The sequence below is a fragment of the Pseudonocardia humida genome, from assembly GCF_023898865.1.
Taxonomy (GTDB): domain Bacteria; phylum Actinomycetota; class Actinomycetes; order Mycobacteriales; family Pseudonocardiaceae; genus Pseudonocardia; species Pseudonocardia humida.
In genome coordinates, this window is record NZ_JAGSOV010000086.1 from 1 (window position 1) to 17,638 (window position 17,638).

Annotated in this window: 15 protein-coding genes; 6 read left to right on the forward strand and 9 right to left on the reverse strand. The window is 72.8% G+C overall.

Translation table 11 applies throughout. From position 1 onward, the window contains the following. The first annotated feature begins 111 nt into the window (after positions 1 to 111). The 3 genes from KDL28_RS36670 (at position 112) to KDL28_RS40935 (ending at position 2,065) form a co-directional block, all read left to right on the forward strand. On the forward strand, positions 112 to 627 hold the full coding sequence (locus KDL28_RS36670; RefSeq protein ID WP_252446079.1) for an anthrone oxygenase family protein: 516 nt from the start codon (positions 112 to 114) through the stop codon (positions 625 to 627). Between the two features lie 142 nt (positions 628 to 769). Beyond that, positions 770 to 1,936 carry a cytochrome P450 gene (locus tag KDL28_RS36675; RefSeq protein WP_252446080.1) on the forward strand — a complete coding sequence of 389 codons (1,167 nt, stop codon included), beginning with the start codon at positions 770 to 772 and terminating at the stop codon, positions 1,934 to 1,936. A 6-nt stretch (positions 1,937 to 1,942) separates the two neighbouring features. After that, a complete protein-coding gene (locus tag KDL28_RS40935; RefSeq protein ID WP_256503464.1) occupies positions 1,943 to 2,065 on the forward strand; it encodes a hypothetical protein in 123 nt (40 codons plus the stop codon). Positions 2,066 to 2,116: 51 nt separating this feature from the next. Here the strand turns inward: KDL28_RS40935 and KDL28_RS36680 are convergent, their stop codons facing one another. Then, a complete protein-coding gene (locus tag KDL28_RS36680; RefSeq protein WP_252446081.1) occupies positions 2,117 to 2,986 on the reverse strand; it encodes a GNAT family N-acetyltransferase in 870 nt (289 codons plus the stop codon). Between the two features lie 96 nt (positions 2,987 to 3,082). Then, positions 3,083 to 3,640 carry a dihydrofolate reductase family protein gene (locus tag KDL28_RS36685; protein WP_252446082.1) on the reverse strand — a complete coding sequence of 186 codons (558 nt, stop codon included), beginning with the start codon at positions 3,638 to 3,640 and terminating at the stop codon, positions 3,083 to 3,085. A gap of 108 nt (positions 3,641 to 3,748) precedes the next feature. Here KDL28_RS36685 and KDL28_RS36690 point away from each other — a divergent pair, with 108 nt between their 5' ends. Beyond that, complete coding sequence (locus KDL28_RS36690; protein ID WP_252446083.1) at positions 3,749 to 6,940, forward strand: AfsR/SARP family transcriptional regulator; 3,192 nt, start codon at positions 3,749 to 3,751, stop codon at positions 6,938 to 6,940. 579 nt (positions 6,941 to 7,519) lie between these two features. Here KDL28_RS36690 and KDL28_RS36695 read toward each other — a convergent pair. The 6 genes from KDL28_RS36695 to KDL28_RS36720 form a co-directional block, all read right to left on the reverse strand. Then, positions 7,520 to 8,782, reverse strand: coding sequence for a protein kinase family protein (locus KDL28_RS36695; protein WP_252446085.1), 1,263 nt, complete (start codon positions 8,780 to 8,782; stop codon positions 7,520 to 7,522). 17 nt (positions 8,783 to 8,799) lie between these two features. After that, positions 8,800 to 9,594 carry a hypothetical protein gene (locus KDL28_RS36700; RefSeq protein WP_252446086.1) on the reverse strand — a complete coding sequence of 265 codons (795 nt, stop codon included), beginning with the start codon at positions 9,592 to 9,594 and terminating at the stop codon, positions 8,800 to 8,802. Further along, the gene (locus tag KDL28_RS36705; protein WP_252446087.1) at positions 9,587 to 10,438 is read right to left on the reverse strand and encodes a hypothetical protein; all 852 of its coding nucleotides are present in this window, start codon (positions 10,436 to 10,438) and stop codon (positions 9,587 to 9,589) included. Before KDL28_RS36705 ends, KDL28_RS36700 begins: the two co-directional genes overlap by 8 nt. A gap of 25 nt (positions 10,439 to 10,463) precedes the next feature. Then, positions 10,464 to 11,135, reverse strand: a complete 672-nt coding sequence (locus tag KDL28_RS36710) for a hypothetical protein (RefSeq protein ID WP_252446088.1) — start codon at positions 11,133 to 11,135, stop codon at positions 10,464 to 10,466. Positions 11,136 to 11,389: 254 nt separating this feature from the next. Continuing rightward, a complete protein-coding gene (locus KDL28_RS36715; protein ID WP_252446089.1) occupies positions 11,390 to 12,826 on the reverse strand; it encodes a TIR domain-containing protein in 1,437 nt (478 codons plus the stop codon). Positions 12,827 to 13,215: 389 nt separating this feature from the next. Further along, complete coding sequence (locus KDL28_RS36720; RefSeq protein ID WP_252446090.1) at positions 13,216 to 13,896, reverse strand: DNA alkylation repair protein; 681 nt, start codon at positions 13,894 to 13,896, stop codon at positions 13,216 to 13,218. A gap of 177 nt (positions 13,897 to 14,073) precedes the next feature. On the opposite strand from KDL28_RS36720, the gene KDL28_RS36725 reads away from it, so the two are divergent. Next, the gene (locus KDL28_RS36725; protein WP_252446091.1) at positions 14,074 to 14,799 is read left to right on the forward strand and encodes a polyamine aminopropyltransferase; all 726 of its coding nucleotides are present in this window, start codon (positions 14,074 to 14,076) and stop codon (positions 14,797 to 14,799) included. Positions 14,800 to 14,979: 180 nt separating this feature from the next. Here the strand turns inward: KDL28_RS36725 and KDL28_RS36730 are convergent, their stop codons facing one another. Beyond that, a complete protein-coding gene (locus tag KDL28_RS36730; protein WP_252446092.1) occupies positions 14,980 to 16,059 on the reverse strand; it encodes an alpha/beta fold hydrolase in 1,080 nt (359 codons plus the stop codon). Positions 16,060 to 16,399: 340 nt separating this feature from the next. Here KDL28_RS36730 and KDL28_RS36735 point away from each other — a divergent pair, with 340 nt between their 5' ends. Continuing rightward, positions 16,400 to 17,599, forward strand: a complete 1,200-nt coding sequence (locus tag KDL28_RS36735; protein WP_252446093.1) for a tryptophan 2,3-dioxygenase family protein — start codon at positions 16,400 to 16,402, stop codon at positions 17,597 to 17,599. Positions 17,600 to 17,638 lie beyond the last annotated feature (39 nt).

Sequence of the window (17,638 nt, forward strand, 5' to 3'; positions counted from 1 at the left end):
CCTCGGTTCTAGCGCGAACCAGGTGTGACACCGCCCCGGGGGGGGGCCGCCCCCGGGCCCCCCCGACCCGGACCCGAACCGGCGAAAGGCCCGACGATGGTGAACTCCGGCATGCCCAGGCGTCCGTCGCTCCGCCCCCCGCGGCTCGCCGGTGCACTGCTCGCGGCGGCCCAGTTCGGCCAGGCGCAGTGGTTCTTCGGGAACCTGTACGAGGCGGTGGTGCAGATCCCGGACCGGCTGGCGCACCGGCGCGATCTGGCCGTGCCCCCGGGCGAACCCGTGACCGTCGGGTCCATGCTGCGCCCCGGCAGCCCGGTCCGCTTCTACCTCCCGCTCGCCCCGGTCACCGTCGGCGCGGCGGTCGCCGCGCTGGGTGTCGGGTGGAACGGCGCTGCGGCGCAGCGGCGGTGGTCGACCGCCTCGGTCGCGGGCACGCTCACCGCCGGGCTCAGCACCGCCTACATCGTCCGCGCGATCAACGTCCGGCTCTTCTTCGCCGCCGAACCTCCCTCGGCCGAGGAGCGCGAGGCGCTGCTGCGCCGCTGGTACGCGCTGAACGCGATCCGGATGGCGGCCACGGCCGTGGCCTGGATCGGGGCCCGACGGGCGCGGTCGAGCACTCGCTGATCCCGCCCGCAGGGCCCTGGGATCGGCCCGCCCGGTGCTATCTCCACCTACTACAAGTAGTAGTGCTACGTTCTGTAGCAGTTGAGCCGAGGAGGACGCTGTGGTCGCCACGCCATCCCGGTGCGGTCCGCCGCGTCGGACGATGCTGCCGGAGGGCATCGAGGGCTGGGTCGTCACCCGCTACGCCGATGTCCGGGCCGTGCTGTCGGACCCGCGCTTCGTGCGCGACCCGGTGCGGGTGGCCCGGCTGCGGTCGGGCGCGGGCCTGGGCCCGGTCTCCGGCGGCGGGGGGCGGGTGGCGCGGGGGGAGACGCTGCTGCACCTGGATCCGCCCGAGCACACCCGGATCCGGCGGGGGGTGAGCCCGCTGTTCTCGGCCCGCCGCACCGAGGGGCACCGATCGATGATCGACGCGTCGGCGACGACCCTGGTGGGCAGGTGCGCCGGCTCGGGGCGCGCGGACCTGGTGTGCGACCTCGCGGTCCCGTTGGCCGTGGGGGTGCTGTGCCGGGTCGCCGGGCTGCCGTCGGGGGATCACACCCGGTTCGGGACCTGGGTGCGGACGGTCCACCGGATCGAAGGCGGCGCGGAGGCGGGGCAGCGGATCGTCGAGGCGATCGCCGCGATCGACCGGTACCTGGACGAACGGATCGCCGATGGGTCGGTCACCGGCGTCCTCGCCGAGCTCGCGGAGCTGGTGGGGCGCCCGCGCGCGTCGTCGGACCCGTCGCCGTCGGAGCCGGGGTTGACCGAGGACGAGCTGGTCGCGTTCGGTCGGGACCTGCTGGTGGGCGGGTACGAGAGCACGGCCGTCCTGATCTCGGGCGGCCTCGCGCTGCTGCTCGCCGAGCCGGCCCGCTACCAGCGGTTGCGCCGCGAGCCGGAGGCGCTCGACGCGACCGTCGAGGAGTGCCTGCGGCAGGTGGCGCCGTTCCCGCAGGTGCAGGCCCGCTATGCGACCCAGGAGATGGACCTCGGGGGGGTGCGGATCGGGTCCGGCGAAGCCGTCATCGCCGACATCGCCGCGGCGAACCGCGACCCGGACCGCTTCCCCGATCCCGACCGGTGGAGCCCCGCCGCGTCCGCCGGCCACCTCTCCTTCGGCCACGGGACGCACCACTGCCTGGGGGCGGGGCTGGCCCGGTGGGAGGCGCGCGCCGCGATGCGGGCCGTGATCACGGGCCTCGACGACGTCCGGCTCGCCTGCTCGCCCGAGGACCTGGTGTGGGAGCCGGGCCTGTCCCCGACGCTGCGGTCGCTGCCGGTGAGGTTCACGCCGCGGCCGATCCGCGACGGCGATGGGAGCTAGGCGCGGATGCCCGATCTGCTCGCGTACCCGGGACCGGTCGTCCGCCTCCTGGTGCTGGGGCTGCTGGTCCCCGAGTCCGGACCGTTCGTCGGGGCGTTCTCGCCATGCTCGCCGGAGCCGTCTCGATGAGCCCGCCCGACGTGAGCATCGTCCTCGCCGTCGCCGTGGTGATGGTCGTGCTCATGGTTCGTGGGTCAGCACCGCGCGGGTGTAGAGCAGGTCGAAGCCGTGGCGCTGCACGTTGCGCTGCGACCTGGAGCCGGGTTGCGTGGTGACCACGGCGACGTCGCAGCCCGCGGCGGCGAGGTCGGCCAGCCGGGCGGAGAGCAGGGCGGTCTGCACGCCGCGACGGCGGTGGGCCGGGGTGGTGGCGGCGCCGTTGAGCTGGGCGATGCCGCCGGCGGCGCGGGCGCTGGCGCCGCCGGCGACGACGCCGTCGCGACGGGCCAGGTAGCGCACGACGCCGGCGGCGGCGACGTCGCGCATGGCGTCGGCGATCGCCTGGCGCGGGAACTCCTCGTGGGAGGGGACGCCCTCGGTGTCGGGGTGGGCGAAGGCGTCCACGACGATGTCGAGCCACGCCTCGAACTCGGCGTCGGAGCTGCGCTCGACCTCGATCCCCGGTGTCGCGGCGCCGTCGAGGCCGCCGGTGAGCTCGCGGCCCAGGACGTTCTCGAACGACACCAGGTGGTAGCCGCGGGCGGTCAGTCGGGCGCCGATCTCGGGATCGGCGAGGGTGGACAGCTCGACCTGGACGGGCGCGCCGCGCTCGGCGAAAGCGCGCTCGACCTCGGTGAGTGCGGCGTCGTCGGGTGTGCCGTCGAAGCCGAGGCCGGCGATCTTGTTGAACGGTGAACCCGGCCCCGCGTAGGTGGCGGTGCCGCCCCCGATCGGGATGGCGAACGCGGTCCGCTCACCGCGGTGGTCGCGCGCCGCGGTGGCGCTGGTGGACATGAGGTCGGTCTCGGCCCGCTCGATGCGCTGGGCGAGGGCGGTGCCGCAGAACAGCGGGTTGCGGGTCGGGGGGTGGTCGGTCACTGCGTCGGTCACTCCGTCACCGTGTCGTCGACGGGGGAGCCTGTCGACCGGTTACCGGGCACAGGCCCGCGCGCCCGGTCCATGGAGGTCTCCGACGTCCGAGCGCGGTCACCCGGGCTGGTCGGCCACGCGCGGCCGGTAGGAGAGCAGGACCACCCCTGAGCCGAGGGTCCGCGTGCCGAGGAGCTCCAGGCGCGTGTTCGTGCCCTCGCTGAGCAGCGTGTCGCCGAGCGCGCCCACGCCGGCGAACTGCGGGTTCACCCACAGGTGCAGCTCGTCGAGCAGGCCGTGGTTGATCAGCGTGTGGGACACCGGTCCGAACCCGTGCATCAGGACGTCGCCGGACTCCGCCCGCAGCTTCGCGACCGCCTCGACCAGGTCGTCGGCGATGATCCGCGTGTTGGCCCAGTCGGCGGTGCGCAGGGTGGTGGAGGCGACGTACTTCCGCATTGAGTTGATCTTGTCGGCGTACCGGCCGGTGCGCTGCGGCCAGGCGCCGGCGTAGATCTCGTAGGTCGTGCGGCCCATCAGCAGGGCCTCCGCGGCCTGCAGCTGCTCGTCGGAGATCCGGTCGTGCTCGTCGTCGACGTAGTCGAAGTGCCAGGCCGGCATGTGGTTGATGACCCCGTCGACGCTGACGAAGGTGGAGTTGATGATCTTGCCCATGGTGTTCCCCCCGGGTCGGTGCGGTGTGGCGGATCAGCCGGGCACACCGTGCCGGGGAGCGTTGACGGTTTGTTGACGGTCCGCGCCGCGGGCGGGCTATCGTGCCGCATGCTCTTCGGGGTGCTGGGCCCCGTGGCGGTGTGGACGGCCGACGGCGACCCGGTCCCGGTCCCCGGCCGCAAGGTCCGCGCGCTGCTCGCCGCGCTGCTCGTGCACGAGGGACGGGCGGTGGGCGCGGACCGCCTGGTCGACGACCTGTGGGGCGAGGAGCTGCCCGCCAACCCGGCTGGCTCGCTGTCGGGGAAGGTCAGCCAGCTGCGCCGGGCGCTGGCCGCGGCGCAGCCCGGGGCGAGGCGCCTGGTGGCGTCCCCGCCCCCCGGCTACCGCCTGCTGCTCGACGCCGACGCGCTGGACGCCCACCGCTTCCGGGCGCTGACCGCGCGAGCCCGCGGGACCGCGGACCCGCGGTCCAGGGCCGCGCTGCTGTCCGACGCGCTCGCGCTGTGGCGGGGCCCGGCCTTCGCCGACTTCGCAGGCGAGCCGTCCGTCCAGGTCGCCGCGGCCCGGCTGGACGAGGAGCGGGTGACCGCGCTGGAGGACCACGCCGAGGCGCGGCTGGGCGCGGGCGAGCACCGGGAGCTGGTCGCCGAGCTGGCCGAGCTGGTGGCCGCGCACCCGCTGCGGGAGCGGCTGCACGGGCTGCACATGCGCGCCCTGCACCTGTCCGGGCGCTCACCCGAGGCGCTGGCCAACTACGCGGCGGTGCGCGCCCGACTGGTTGCCGAGCTCGGCGTCGACCCGGGCCCCGACCTGGCGGCCCTGCACCGCGCGATCCTCGCCGGGAACCCCGCCCCCGATCCCGCCCCGCCCAGCCGCCCGCGCAGCAACCTGCCCGCCCCGATCACCGACCTGGTCGGCCGCGACGAGGACGTGCGCGGGGTGCGGGCGCGGCTGGCGTCCGCCCGGCTGGTCACGCTGACCGGCCCGGGCGGGGTGGGCAAGACGCGGCTGGCGGTGGCCGCGGCCGAGGGCCTGGTCGACGGGTTCGACGACGGCGTCCGGCTCGCCGAGCTGGGCTCGCTGTCGCCGGGGTCGGCCGGGGGCGCGGCCAAGGTGGTGTCCGCGGCCCTCGACGTCCGGGACGTGGCGGGCGTGCCCCCGGCCCAACGGCTCGCCGACGCGCTGCGCACCAGGCAGCTGCTGCTGGTGCTCGACAACTGCGAGCACGTCGTCGACGAGGTGGCCGAGCTCGCCGCGCGGCTGCTGCGGGCGGCGCCGCGGCTGCGGATCCTGGCGACCAGCCGGGAGCCGCTCGGGCTGCGGGGCGAGGTGGTGTGCGGCGTCGCTCCGCTGGAGGTGCCCGCGGCCCTCGCGGCGGCCGATCCGGCGGCGCTCGCCCAGGTGCCGGCGGTGCAGCTGTTCGTGGCCAGGGCGTCGGCCGCGGCACCGGACTTCGTCCTCGACCGCGGCACCGCCGAGGCGGTGGCGGCGCTCTGCCGCCGGCTCGACGGGCTGCCGCTGGCGTTGGAGCTGGCCGCCACACGCGTCCGGGCGCTGGGGGTCCACCAGCTGGTCGACCGCCTGGACGACCGGTTCCGGCTGCTGGCGGCCGGTCACCGGGACGCCCCCGCCCGCCAGCGGACCCTGCACGCGGTGATCGGGTGGAGCTGGGAGCTGCTCACCGGGCCCGAGCGTATCGTGCTGCGGCGGCTGGCGGTGCACGCCGACGGGTGCACCCTCGAGGCCGCCGAGCAGGTGAGCGCAGCGGACGACACCGAGGGCGGCGTGGACGTCGCCGGCGTGCTGGTGCGCCTCGTCGACCGCTCGCTCGTCGCCGTCGTGCCCGGCGCCGACGGTCCGCGCTACCGGCTGCTGGAGTCGGTGGCCGCCTACTGCCTCGACCGGCTCGCCGACGCGGCGGAGACCGAGCGGGTCCGCGACCGGCACGGCCGCTACTACGCGCAGCTGGCCGAGCGGGCCGAGCAGGGCCTGTACGGACCCGACCAGCGGCGGTGGCTGCACCGCCTGGACGCCGAGACGGCCAACCTGCGCGGCGCGCTCGACCGCGCCACCGCGGGCGGTGACGGGGAGCTGGCCCTCCGCCTCGTCGTCGCCCTGACCTGGTACTGGTTCCTGCGGGGTCGGCTCGTCGAGGCCGCCGACCGGCTCGGCGCCGCCACCGAGCTCGACGCGGCTGGCTTCGACACGGCAGCGCCGGCGGCCCTGCGGGCCCGGGCGGCCGCTTGGCGGGCGGGTGTGCGGCTCCTGCTGGGCGAGCGGCCCGACCCGGCGACCGTCCCGCTGTGGGAACAGCTCGACGACCCGGCCGCGCGGGGGCGGGCCGAGTGGTTCGTGGCCCACGCCGAGATCGACTTCGGCGACGTCCTCGCCGTCGAGAAGCGCCTCGACCGCGCCCTGGCCGCGTGCGAGGACGCCGGGGACCGCTGGGGGGTCGCGGCGGTGCTGAGCACCCGCGCGCGGATCGGGCACGTCGTCGACGACCTGGCGGCCATCGAGCGGGACGGCGAGCGCAGCGCCGCGCTGTTCCGGGACCTCGGCGAGCGGTGGGGCCAGCTGCAGGCGAGCGCGCGGCTCGGCGGGCTGGCCGAGGAGCGCGGCGACTACGACCAGGCGAGCCGGCTGCTGCGCGACGGGCTGCGGATGGCCGAGGAGCTCGGGCTGTGGCCCGACGTCGCGGCCCGGCTGGCCGGGCTGGCGTGGATCGCGGTGCAGCAGCAGGACTACGACCAGGCGTGCGACCTGGCCCAGCGGGCCCACCGCCTGGCCGACGAGCAGGGGTACCGGATCGTCGCCACCCTCGCCGAGATCTGCCTGGCGTTCGCCAGCCGCCGCCGCGGCGACCTCGACCGCGCAGCGCAGCACCTGACCGGGCTCCTGCAGGCCGCCGGGCCGCGGCCGCCGGGCGCGCCCCCGCCGCTGCACCTGTCCCTGGTGCTGACCGAGCTCGGCTTCCTCGCCGAGCAGCGCGGCCGGTGGGCCGAGGCCAGGCGCCGGCACCTGGACGCGTTCGCCGCCGCCCGCGCGCTCGGCGACCGCGGGGTGGCGATCGCGCTGGAGGGCCTGGCCGGGGCGGCGCGGCGGCACCGGACGTCGGCCCGCCTGCTCGGCGCCGCCGACGCCGTCCGCCGGGCGATCTCGGTCCCGGCCGGGCCCGCCGAGCGCGTCGAGATCGACCGGATCGCCGCGCGTGCCCGTCGCGCGCTGGGCGAGCCCACCTTCACCGCCGCCTACGCGCACGGGGCCACGCTGGTACCGGAGGAAGCCGCCGCCCTCGCGTGAACCACAGCTCAGCCTGCATGCCGTCGAGCACGAGTTCGGTGCGGTCGATCTCGTCGTCGACAGTGCGCCGTAGACCGTGGCACAACGCCGCAAACCGCGTGACATGAGCGAGGTGGGCTCCGGTTGAGCTCGGGCCCCCGGACACCTGATGACTGGTCAGGTCCCGAGCGCATTTTGCTCGGCGGCGGAGCGGCATCGTCGAGCTGCCGTCGATCGGGCGTCCATGCGAGCGAACCTCTGCTGTCGCAGTGGTCGGGTTCGGCCCGAGGAGCGCACCTGTGTAGCGGTGCTACACGACGCCCTCCGTGCGGCGGCTGGCACTCCTGTGGCCTCCGGACGATCGGCCCTGCGGCCGTTTGACCAGATATCCGGCACCGGTGAGCTACTGGCGGAGGTGGAGCACGGCCGCTTCAACGCCAGCGTCTGCTCAGCGGCTGGCGGTCAGGTTTGCGCGCGTACACCGGCCGCTCCCTGCCCCCGCACATGGAGCCGTGGAAGGAGCCGTCGAGGAGTACCGGACGTACGAGCGCGATGATCGCGGACCTGCCCGCCGCTCTGAAGCAAGTGGGCTACGGGGCGTCATAGCTTGCGGCGCAGCACCGGTAACGCACAGGCGAAGACGACGATTGCGGTGATCACCCCCACGGGCCCAGTCGGCCCTCGGTTCGCGGCGACGATGACCTCAAGAAGCAGTGCGAACGCCAGCGCGACCACCCCGGCCAACGCCACGGCGGCTGCGCTGACGGGCTTGTCCAGTGTGGACGGCGTGGCAGTCGCCGGGGTCGCCGGCCCGGCCTTCTGCTCCGGATCGGCGGCCGGTTTCTTCTCGCGCACGCCTGCGAACGTCTTCTCTTCGGCTGCGTCGGTGGGGCGCACGGCCTCGTCGTCGTAGAACCTGAGATCAGGGTTGGCCGACAGTGTGAAGATGTGGCGCGTTGTCGCGGTGACGCGCTCTGGACGCAGGAACGCCTCCAGGTCGCCGTCGGGCTTCCACTCGGGGTGGCAGGCCGTGCGCAGCCGTCGGACAGCGTGTTCGATCGCCGGTTCACGGATCTCGTCGAGCAGGTCCCAGGTCGGCGTATCACCGGGGTTCTCGAGATCCTTGCGGGTGAATAGGATACCCTCGTTATTGCGCCAGGCGTCCGGCCGCTGCGAGAGCGCCAGCAACCCGGTGTAGATGACCAGCGAGGGAAAGGTGTCCATCCACCGGCCCCAGGTGCGGCCCACGTGCTGGTAGTTGGGGTGGCCCGTCTCCTTCGGCCTGCGGAAGTCCCCAGCGTCGAAGGCGGCTATCCAGGACCCGTCGAAGTCGACGAGCCGCAGTGACCCCGAGGGCTCGACGAGCACGTTGCCATGTTGCAGGTCGCCGTGCGCGAAATCGGAGGTCTGCACCTGGTGGACTCGTGCGCGCCAGCCCGCTGCGAGCGACTGCAGCGCGGTGGAGTCCCGGCTCGTCAGGGCGCCGACGTGCTGGTCGAGGCGAGCGCCTTCGATCCAGTCCATCAGGACCATTGGCCATCGCCGCCCTTTTACCGCGACGGCGTTATCCACCCAGGCTGTGCGAGACACCCAGTCCTGCATGCGGTGCGCGACGAAGTGGCGATCAAGTGCCGTGTAGCGCGGCTTTTCCGACACGTTTTTCTGGATGAAGAAGCGAAGCGCCTGGTCGCAATCACCAACCTTTGCCCGGAAAACGACCGCCGCGTTGCCCGAGACCGGCAAGGGAGTTCCCCACCTCGGGTGCAATGTGAAATCCGCCCGCTGCAGCAGTGGGTCCGAGAACGCCTTCTGGGGATCACACAAGGCATCGACGTAGGCGCTGCTGTCGGGAAAGTCGGTCATCGTCTGCCTCTATTCGGTCACCGGCACAGCACTAGCACCTCGACGTCGCCCGCGGCCACCTCGGCGCGCAGCATCGTGACGTCGTCGTGCTTCATCCCGTTGTCACGCTGCTCTGCGACCCAACGGCGGAACGCCCGCGGATGCTGGATCTCCGCGACCTCCTGCCAGCAGTCCGTGCCCGTGGCAGCGGCGCACAGCAGCCAGTGGGCCAGGGCATCGGTCACGAGGTAGAGGACGTCGCCGACCTGCAGCCTGTGGCCCTCGAACGCCAGGCGGCTGCGCATCCGGTCCCGCTCCGAAGGCCGGGTGAACACGCCGTCCGGGTTGTAGCCGAACCCATCGGCCGTGATGGTGGGTAGTTGCGCAACCAGCTGCCCGCCCTGGATGTGGAACAGGACCGCATCGCCGAGGGCGGCGCCGCGCCAATGCGGCCCTTCCCGATCGAGCAGGTGGACATCGCAGCCCAGGAACGTTGCAAACGATCCCTCCGCCTGGAGCTTGTGCTCCGCGTAGATGTTGTGGAATTCCCGCGGCTGCGCGGCCCAGCGCTCCTGCATCCTGCCGAACCAGCCGTCGAGATCGTCGCGGGTCAACGCGGCTGGCCCGTCCGGCCCGACGAACGACCCGACAAGCTGGGCTACCCAATGCACCGCGTCGTAGGCCGTCGTCGCCCCGTCGAGGACGACCAGCCGGTCCGGCCTGCCCAGGCCGGGGTCCGCAGCGCGGTACCCTGCGCCGTCCTCCCACTCGCTGTCCGGCGCGCCGGGCTTCGGCTCGTGGAAGACCACCGTCTGCAGGGAGAGCTCAGGCATAAGTCTCATCGTGGACGTTGAACTGGGTACCCACCGCGAGGAACTTGACCAGCGTCGCGAAGTCGGCATTGAAGACGAAGCCACGGGCGCCTGAGCCAACTGGGATGTCGGCAGCCGCCGCGTTGTGGACCATCGGCTCGGGCAGGGGGCTGCTCATCTCGAACAAGCCCGGGCCGGGCGCAGGCAGCCCCCGCGCGTTGTCGGGGAAGAGCGTCATCGTCGCGTCGCTCGGCGAGAGGAACGCGTTGAGCAGCAGCGTCGTGCCGTGGTCTGTGCTGATCTGGGTCAGTCGCCGTGCCCAGCCGGCGAGGTCGACGTCCTTGTAGGGGCTATCGGTGACCAGGCCGTCGGTCATGTGGCAGACGATGGGGGGAAAAGAGCTCGGAAAGGCCGCGACCCACTCCTTGACATGGGAGCCGACCATCTCGAAGGCCGCGCAGGCGGGCGTGCTGTAGCCGTGGGCGGGCTCGTACCAAACCGGAAGGCCGGGCCGGGCGCCCGGACCGCCGTCCTGCACGCGAAGCGGGTGATCGGCCAGCTCAGGCAGTGGGACGATGAATCGGTCGGCGAGCGCGACGGGAAGCGCCGACTCCACGCCTTCGCCGCTGCGGCGCGGGCACAGCCCGTATCCGTAGATGCCGACGTAGAAGTACAGGTACATCGGCGCGTCGTGCACCTTCGTCGACTTGACGCACAGCTCGAAGAGCATCTTGTTGATAGCCTGCGCCGCGCCCTGAGCGAGCGTGAGGTTCGAGCCGCCCCATGACGCGCGCATGGAGTCCGAGCGGTCGACCAGGAAGATGATGCAGCCGGGGTTCTGACGAGAGAAGGTCTGGCTGTACAAGCGGGTCTCCTCGGGCAGTGAGCGGTCAGGCGGTGTCGGTGCCGTCGACGGGTGCGGCGGCCGGGCGGACGACGGTCGCGGGCCACGGCCTGCCCCGCGCCCACGTCCACTCGTGATGGCGCCGCAGGCAGGTGAAGATCAGCTCGTCGCCTGCGCCCCGGCGGACGTCGACGTCGAAGTCCCCGCATTCGGCGCACTGCACAATGCGGCGCACCGGCGGCCGGGAGGTTCGAGCCGCATTGGGTACGGCGTAGGCCTGGTGGGCGGGTGGGCGGATATCTGGAGGTGGCTGCGGCGACCGGATTGGCGCGAACCTCGGCGTCCTCGTCGTGGTGTCCGGGCGCCGGGAGGCCGCCGGTTCGTCGTCGTACCAGGGCGTGTCCTGCGGGCGGGAGGTGTCCAGGCCGAACACAGGGGGCCACGGCCGTGGAGGCGTCCGGCGGCCGGGCGGGGGTGGTGACGACGGTGGCGGCTGGACGGGCCCGCGCAGGCGTCGACTGGGGCTAGTCTGCAGCGAGCCGATGGTGAGTGCCGCGAGCACCGTCACCACCATGACCACGAACAGCATGAGACCCGGCCTCGGCAGCCCGTAGCCGATCGCGAGCGCGAACATGCCGAGCAGACCGCCCACCAGCGCGGCCGCGGTGACGGTGACCAGCTGCAGGAAGTCTGCCGTGCGGCGGTCGCGCGACCTCACGGGACGTCCTCCGGTAGCGACTCGGGTTCATCGGACTCCGCCGGTGTTTCCTCGGGCCACGGCATCCTGGGGAGGTCCTTGGGGTAATCCTTGGGGAATGCGGGCTCGGTTGTCGGCACCATCGTGGATGGGGGTGGCGGCGGCACGGTGGTGGGTTCAGCGTCGATCAGCCTGCCGAGCCCGAATACGATGCCGAAGGACGCGACCAACGTCACGGTCTGTGCGGCGCCACCGACCCTCATCGTCAGCATTCCTCAGATCGGCGTCGGGCTGTTGAGGATGACGGCCAGCGTGACGACCGCGATGGCGACGCTCACCACCCCCCAGACGATCCCGAGGACAGAGGACCACCGAGCGCCCGCCACGTCGCCCTTGGCTGTCCGTCTCACCGCCGCGGTCGAGAACACCGCGGCCACCAGTCCCGCGCCCAGTGGCAGGGTGAAGATCGCCACGGTCGGGCCCCGCCCCACGCTGACGACGAGCACCGCAAACGCGAGGTCCACGACGAGCGCTGCGATGGCCAGCGCACGGGAGTACGTCACGACGGCTGGGAACGTCCCCAGGGATTCGATCGGGGTGTCCTCGACGGCCGTCTCCGGCGCGGTCCTCCTCGTCTCCTGTTCCGAGCTGCGTGACTCCCCGGGGGTAGGGGTTCTCGCTGCGTCCGACGTCTCGGGGGGATCGTCGGTCGTCGCCGACCACCCGATTCCCGCGAACTGCGCGGTCGGCGCTCCCAGATCGGACTGGTGCTCACGTTCCGCCGTGGGTGCCCCTGGATCGCCACCGTCCTTTGTGCCACGGCCGATGCCCAGGAAAAGCCTCGGATGCGGCAGGGAACACGATCGATCAGCAACGGGTTCGCCGGTCTGACGCGCTTCCTGTCGAGCGCGGCCTTCCTGCATTTCGCCGACCAGCTCGCTGATCCGGGTGAGGAACTCCGTGCGCGCTTTATCCTCGGACCAGGAATCGGGCGCGGGATCCCGGACGTCTTCCGGGATCGGGGGTTCACGAGGGGGTCGCCCGGCCATAACGTCCTCGAACACCTCGTGGGCCAGCATCACGTAGCGGATCGCCTTCTCGGCCGCCACCGTCCGCCAAGGGCTGCGCAGCATCTTCTTGAGCAACGCCACGATGTCGGTCCGCGCCGAGGCGTCGGTCTCCTCGCTCAGTGAGCGGTGCAGCTTGTCGACCACCTCGAGTTGCGCGGTGTTGCCGAGGTTCCCGTCCTCGATCAGCCTGCGAATCTCGCCGAGGTAGGCGAAGGGGATGGCGGGCTCGGTGGGCAGGGGATCGGGCAAGGGGCCTGCGCGTTTCGCCGCACGGTCCGCCTCGTGGAGAACCGCGAAGGCGGTAGTGATGTCGTCGGGGCGGAAGACGATGTTCTGCAGGCCCGCGAGCAGGTTCGACCGCTCGGAAGTGAGCGGACCGATCTGCACCGGCAGGATCTCGCGCTTGCACGCTCTCGCGTAGTCCAGCTCCGCCAGGCAGGCCTGGGACTCCAGCGAGCGGTCCGACAGCACGAACAAGAACACGTCCGCAGCGCGGATCTGCCGGAGGATGGCGTCCCACCAGATCTCGCCGCCCTCGAGGTCGTGGTCGTACCACACCTCTCGGTGGACCTTCTCGAACCCTCGCGCGAGGACCTTCACGCTCGCCTCGTCATCCCGCGAGTAGCTCATGAAGATCGGCATTGCGCTTAACAGCTCCCGGTTTGCTCTGGCCTCCGGAAGGAGAGGCATGGCGATGGACGCGTGATACACCTCGCCCCGGCCCTGCCGAGTGTTATGGGTACTGACCGATGGCGACGAAATCGCTGTCACAGCCACCGGACGGCGCGACGCCCGCCATCCATCGGTCCACGATCTTCTGCGTCTCCTCTACCGTCACGTCCGGCAGCCGCTGGTGCGGCCGAGTGATGTCGACGCTGGCAGGGGCGCACGGACTGTGAACCGCCCTCCATCACAGAGCGTCCGGATCCATCAGTGCGGTGCGCGCAGACCCTGGCACGACGCCGCCGCGGGTCATCCGCACGATCGTCGCCGTCTCCTCCGGCACACGTCGTCCGCTGGGGTGGAACAGCTCACCCGTGGTGGCGGCGGACCATCTCGGCGATCCATACGGGCGCGAACGGTGACGTGCAGTTCGGGGGCGTCGGGTAGTCCTTGAGCACCTCGAGGCGCTCACCGATGTCGACCGCGCGGGCGCGGTGCTCGGCGTGCTCGATCCCGATCTGGGCCAGGCAGTGGTTCATCGCCCACTGCAGCCGGTCCGGAGCGTCCTTCATCTCCGCCTCGATGACGTCGAGCAGCCCGGCGAGGTCGAGACCGTCGGGCCGCTTCGCCACCCGCTCGGTGGTCAACGCCCAGCCCGCGCTCGCGACCACGGGATCCGGGTCCACGGACCAGGCCAGGCGCAGGTCTTCGGCGTGCGGGCTCTTCTTCACCACGTAGTTCACCAGCCAGTCGTGCACCTTGGGGGTGCGCGCCTGGCGCACCATGATGTCGAGCTCGTCGCGCTCGAACGCCTTCGGGCGGCAGATCAGCAGGGCCAGCAGCCGCGCCGCGGTGTCGCCGGTGGCCCAGAGCTGCCGGGCGAGTCCCTGCTGCGTCTTGAGCCGCTTGGCGAGCGCGCGCAGCTCGCCGAGGTTCACCCCGTGATCGTCGCCGTGCTTCTCGTTCACCTCGCGGGTCCTGGCGTCCTCCAGCGCGGCCAGTTCGGCGAGCACCTCGGACACCTGCACCTCAGCCGTCGTCTCGGCCACCCCGGTCTCCTGCCTGTCGCGGTGCGGGCAGCCTACGGCGAGGCTTCGGATCCCTCCCTCGCGTCGAGCAGCCACATCGCGACCACGGCCCGGGGACCGGCGGTCGGGCACGGCGGTGGTCGGACCGCCGAGCCGGATGTCTACCGTCGCCGCCATGGACGAAGCGAGGACCACCGGATGAGCGCGCGATTCCAGGAGCTGGACTGGCGGGCGACGCCGCTGGGCGAGCTGGTGCTGCGCCGCCGCTGGGACCCGTACTTCGACCGGGAGGTCCACGAGATCAAGCTGAACGACGAGTTCCTGATGTCGAGCCTGTTCACCGTGGCCGAGGTGGAGCTGGCCGCGCTGGCCCTCGCGGAGCTGGCCGGCGACGGACTGGACGTGGTCGTCGGCGGCCTCGGCCTGGGCTGCACCGCGCTGACCTCCCTGAAGAGCGCGGACGTGCGCTCCCTGCTGGTGGTGGAGGCGCTCGGCGAGGTCATCGAGTGGCACGCCCGCGGCCTCATCCCCGCCGGCCGCGAGCTGACCGCGGACCCGCGGTGCACCCTCGTGCACGGCGACTTCTTCGCGATGCTGCGGTCGGGGTCCGGGCTCGATCCCGCCGATCCCGGTCGCCGCTTCGACGCCGTGCTCGTCGACATCGACCACTCGCCGCGCCACCTGCTGCACCCCGGGCACGCCGACTTCTACGAACCGGCCGGGCTCCGCCGCGTCGGCGACCGCCTGCGGCCGGGTGGGGTGTTCGCGCTCTGGTCGAACGACCCGCCCGACGACGCGTTCCTCGGCGTGCTCGGGCAGGTGTTCACGCAGGTGCGGGCCGACGTGGTGAGCTTCGACAACCCGCTGCAGGAGCGGGCCGCCACGAACACGATCTACCTGGCGCGGGCGACCGCGACGCCGTAGCCAGGCGGTCGGGTCGGGTCGCGGACCCCGGGTGATCGGCCCGGACGAGGACCTCCCGGGGGTCGTGCGTGGACGCCGTCGGTCAGGTCCACTCCGCCGCGGGAGGTCCTCGTCACCGGGATCGAGCCGCTCGGGTCGTCACACGCTCCCGACCGCCGTCTCCGGCTGGTGCGACGCGGTTCAGACCGGAGAGGTCAGCAGCTCGGTCAGGTGGTCGTCGACCTCCTTGAGGTAGGTCTGCTCGAAGCCGAACAGGCCGAAGTGACCGGCGATCGAGTGCAGCACCCGCAGCTCGCTGTTGGGCGTCAGCTCCTGCTCGGCGCGGGCGTCGCGGACCGGGAAGAACATGTCCTCGTCGATGGGCATGACGAACGTCTTGGCCGTGACCCGCCCCAGCGCCGCGGCGAGGTCGCCGCCGGTGTGGCGGGAGACGTCGCCGCGCTGCCACTTCCAGCCCTGGACCAGCAGCGAGTTCGGGTCCATCGCGCTGAACACCGCGCGGATGAACCGGTCCTTGAACTCGATCTCGTCGTCCCAGGTGACGTCGGGCAGCTCGACGTTGCGCCAGAACTCGGTCTTCCAGAACTCGGTGGACAGGCCCATGACCGCCCACAGGTCGGCGTGCCGCTCGAGCCCGCGCGCGACGTCGGCGTTCGACGCGTACTCGCCGCCGTTCCAGCCCGGGTCGTCGGTGATCACGTCGAGCAGGGTCTGGGTGAACAGGAAGTCGTGGGGGGTGTTGCGGGCGGTCCCGGCGATCGGGGCCGCGCGGGCCACCTTCTCCGGGAACCGGACCGCCCACTCCCAGACCTGCTGGGCGCCCATCGAGCCGCCGACGACGGCGTGCAGCCGCTCGATGCCGAACTTCTCCCGCAGCAGCTGTTCCTGGGCGCGCACGTCGTCGCCGATGCGCACCTTCGGGAACTTCGACATCGCGATCGCGCTGTTGGGGCCGTCGGCGTTGTGCGGGGCGGTCGACAGCCCATTGCCGATCTGGTTGACCACGACGATGAAGTACTTCTCCGGGTCGAGCGCCCGGCCCGGTCCGATGTAGACCAGCTCCCAGGTCTGCTGGGTCCCGGAGAACCAGGTCGGGATGCAGATCGCGTTGTCCTTGGCCGCGTTCAGCGTGCCGTGGGTGGCGACCGCCAGCTGCAGGTCGGGGATGACCCCGCCCTCCTCCAGCCGGAACTCGCCCAGGCTGTGCAGCTCGTAGGCGCCCTGGACCTCGGGTGTGTAGAACGGGTTGCTCAGTGCCATCGAAAGCCTCTCTGCTCACTCGGCCTGGTGCCGGCGGCCGGACGGGTTCGGTGCGCCGACCTCACCGGACCCGATTCTGACGCCGGCACCGGCGAAGTCGCCCACACCGGCGGCGGCAACCTCGCCCTCGGGGGAGCCGGGCGCGCGGCGAGGGTGCCCTCCGCGGAGCCGGACGCAGGACGGTTCACCCCGGTTGAGCCGGACGTGCTCACCGGACGGCAAGGAAACCGTGCCGTCCGGTGAGCGGAATGCCCCCGTGCCGCAGATCCCGCCGGAGCCGGCCCCCCGCGCACCATCGGTCGTGCTGATCGCGCCGTGGCGCGCGAGCCGGGAGGCCGAGATGAACGCACCGACACCCACCGCCGGGCCGCGCGGCTGCCCGTTCGCCGGCACCTCCACCAGCACGGCGACGGCGCCGGCGCCGGTGCGCGGCCGCCACGCCGCGACCCCGCCGGCCGGCCCCGCGGTACCCGACCCGGTGGGGTTGGCGCGCAGCGTGCTCGGCGTGCTCCGGCGGACCGGGAAGCACTTCCTGCCCGCGCCGCTGCTCGTGCGGCTGGACTGCTTGCGCCACCGGGCCGGAACCGCCGGTCCCTACTTCGCGGCGTTCCTCGACTGCGTCCTCGACAAGTACGACGGGCGCTTCCGGAACCGCACGTACCTCGCGCTCCCGCTGCTGGAGGCGATGCTCGACGACCCCGCCACCGGGATGACCCCCGACCGCCTGGCGGCGATCCTGATGTCCGACGTCGTCCGGTTCGAGCTGGCCGCGGCGACCCGGCCGCACCGTCCCGACGACCGTCCCGACGACCGCACCCTGGGCACCCGGCTCCGGCACGCCAGGCGCTTCGTGGAGCTCTGCTCCGCCGGCGGCACGGGTGGTGCCGAGCCGGTGGGAGCCGTGGCGGACTGGCTCGACGCGACGGTCCAGCCGGTGCACGTCCTGCACGACGAGTACTTCTTCATCCGCGCCCTGCAGTGCCACGAGCTGACCTTCACCGTGCTGGTCGCGGACGTCCGCGTGGCCACCCGGGCCGTGCGGGCGGGCGCGCCGGGCGCCGCGGCGGCGCACCTGCGGCACGCGAGCGGGGTGTTCGCCCGGGCCGCGGTGCTGTTCCGGGTCGTGGCCACGATGCGGGCGGCGACCTTCCACGAGTTCCGCGAGTTCACCCAGGGCGCCAGCGCGATCCAGTCCGACCAGTACAAGCGGTTCGAGGCGGCCTGCGGCGCCCCGGACCGGGCGCGGTTGTCCGCGGACGCGTTCGCCGGCGTCCCGGTCGTGCGGGCCGAGGTGCTCGCCGGCCAGGACGACCTCAGCCGGGCCGTGCTCGAGACCCGCCGACCCGGCGCACCCGGCTGGGACTCCCTCGACGCCGCCATCGCCGACCTGGAGGCCCGCCACCAGCGCTGGAAGGCCGCCCACCGCGGGCTGGCCGCGCGGATGCTCGGCGCCGCCGCGGGATCGGGCCGCACCGAGGGCGTCCCGTACCTGGACCGGTGCCTGCAGAACCGGCTGTTCGGCACCCTGCTCGCCGCCTGAGGGCAGGCGGAGGCGGGCGTTCACGCCCTGCTGCGCTCC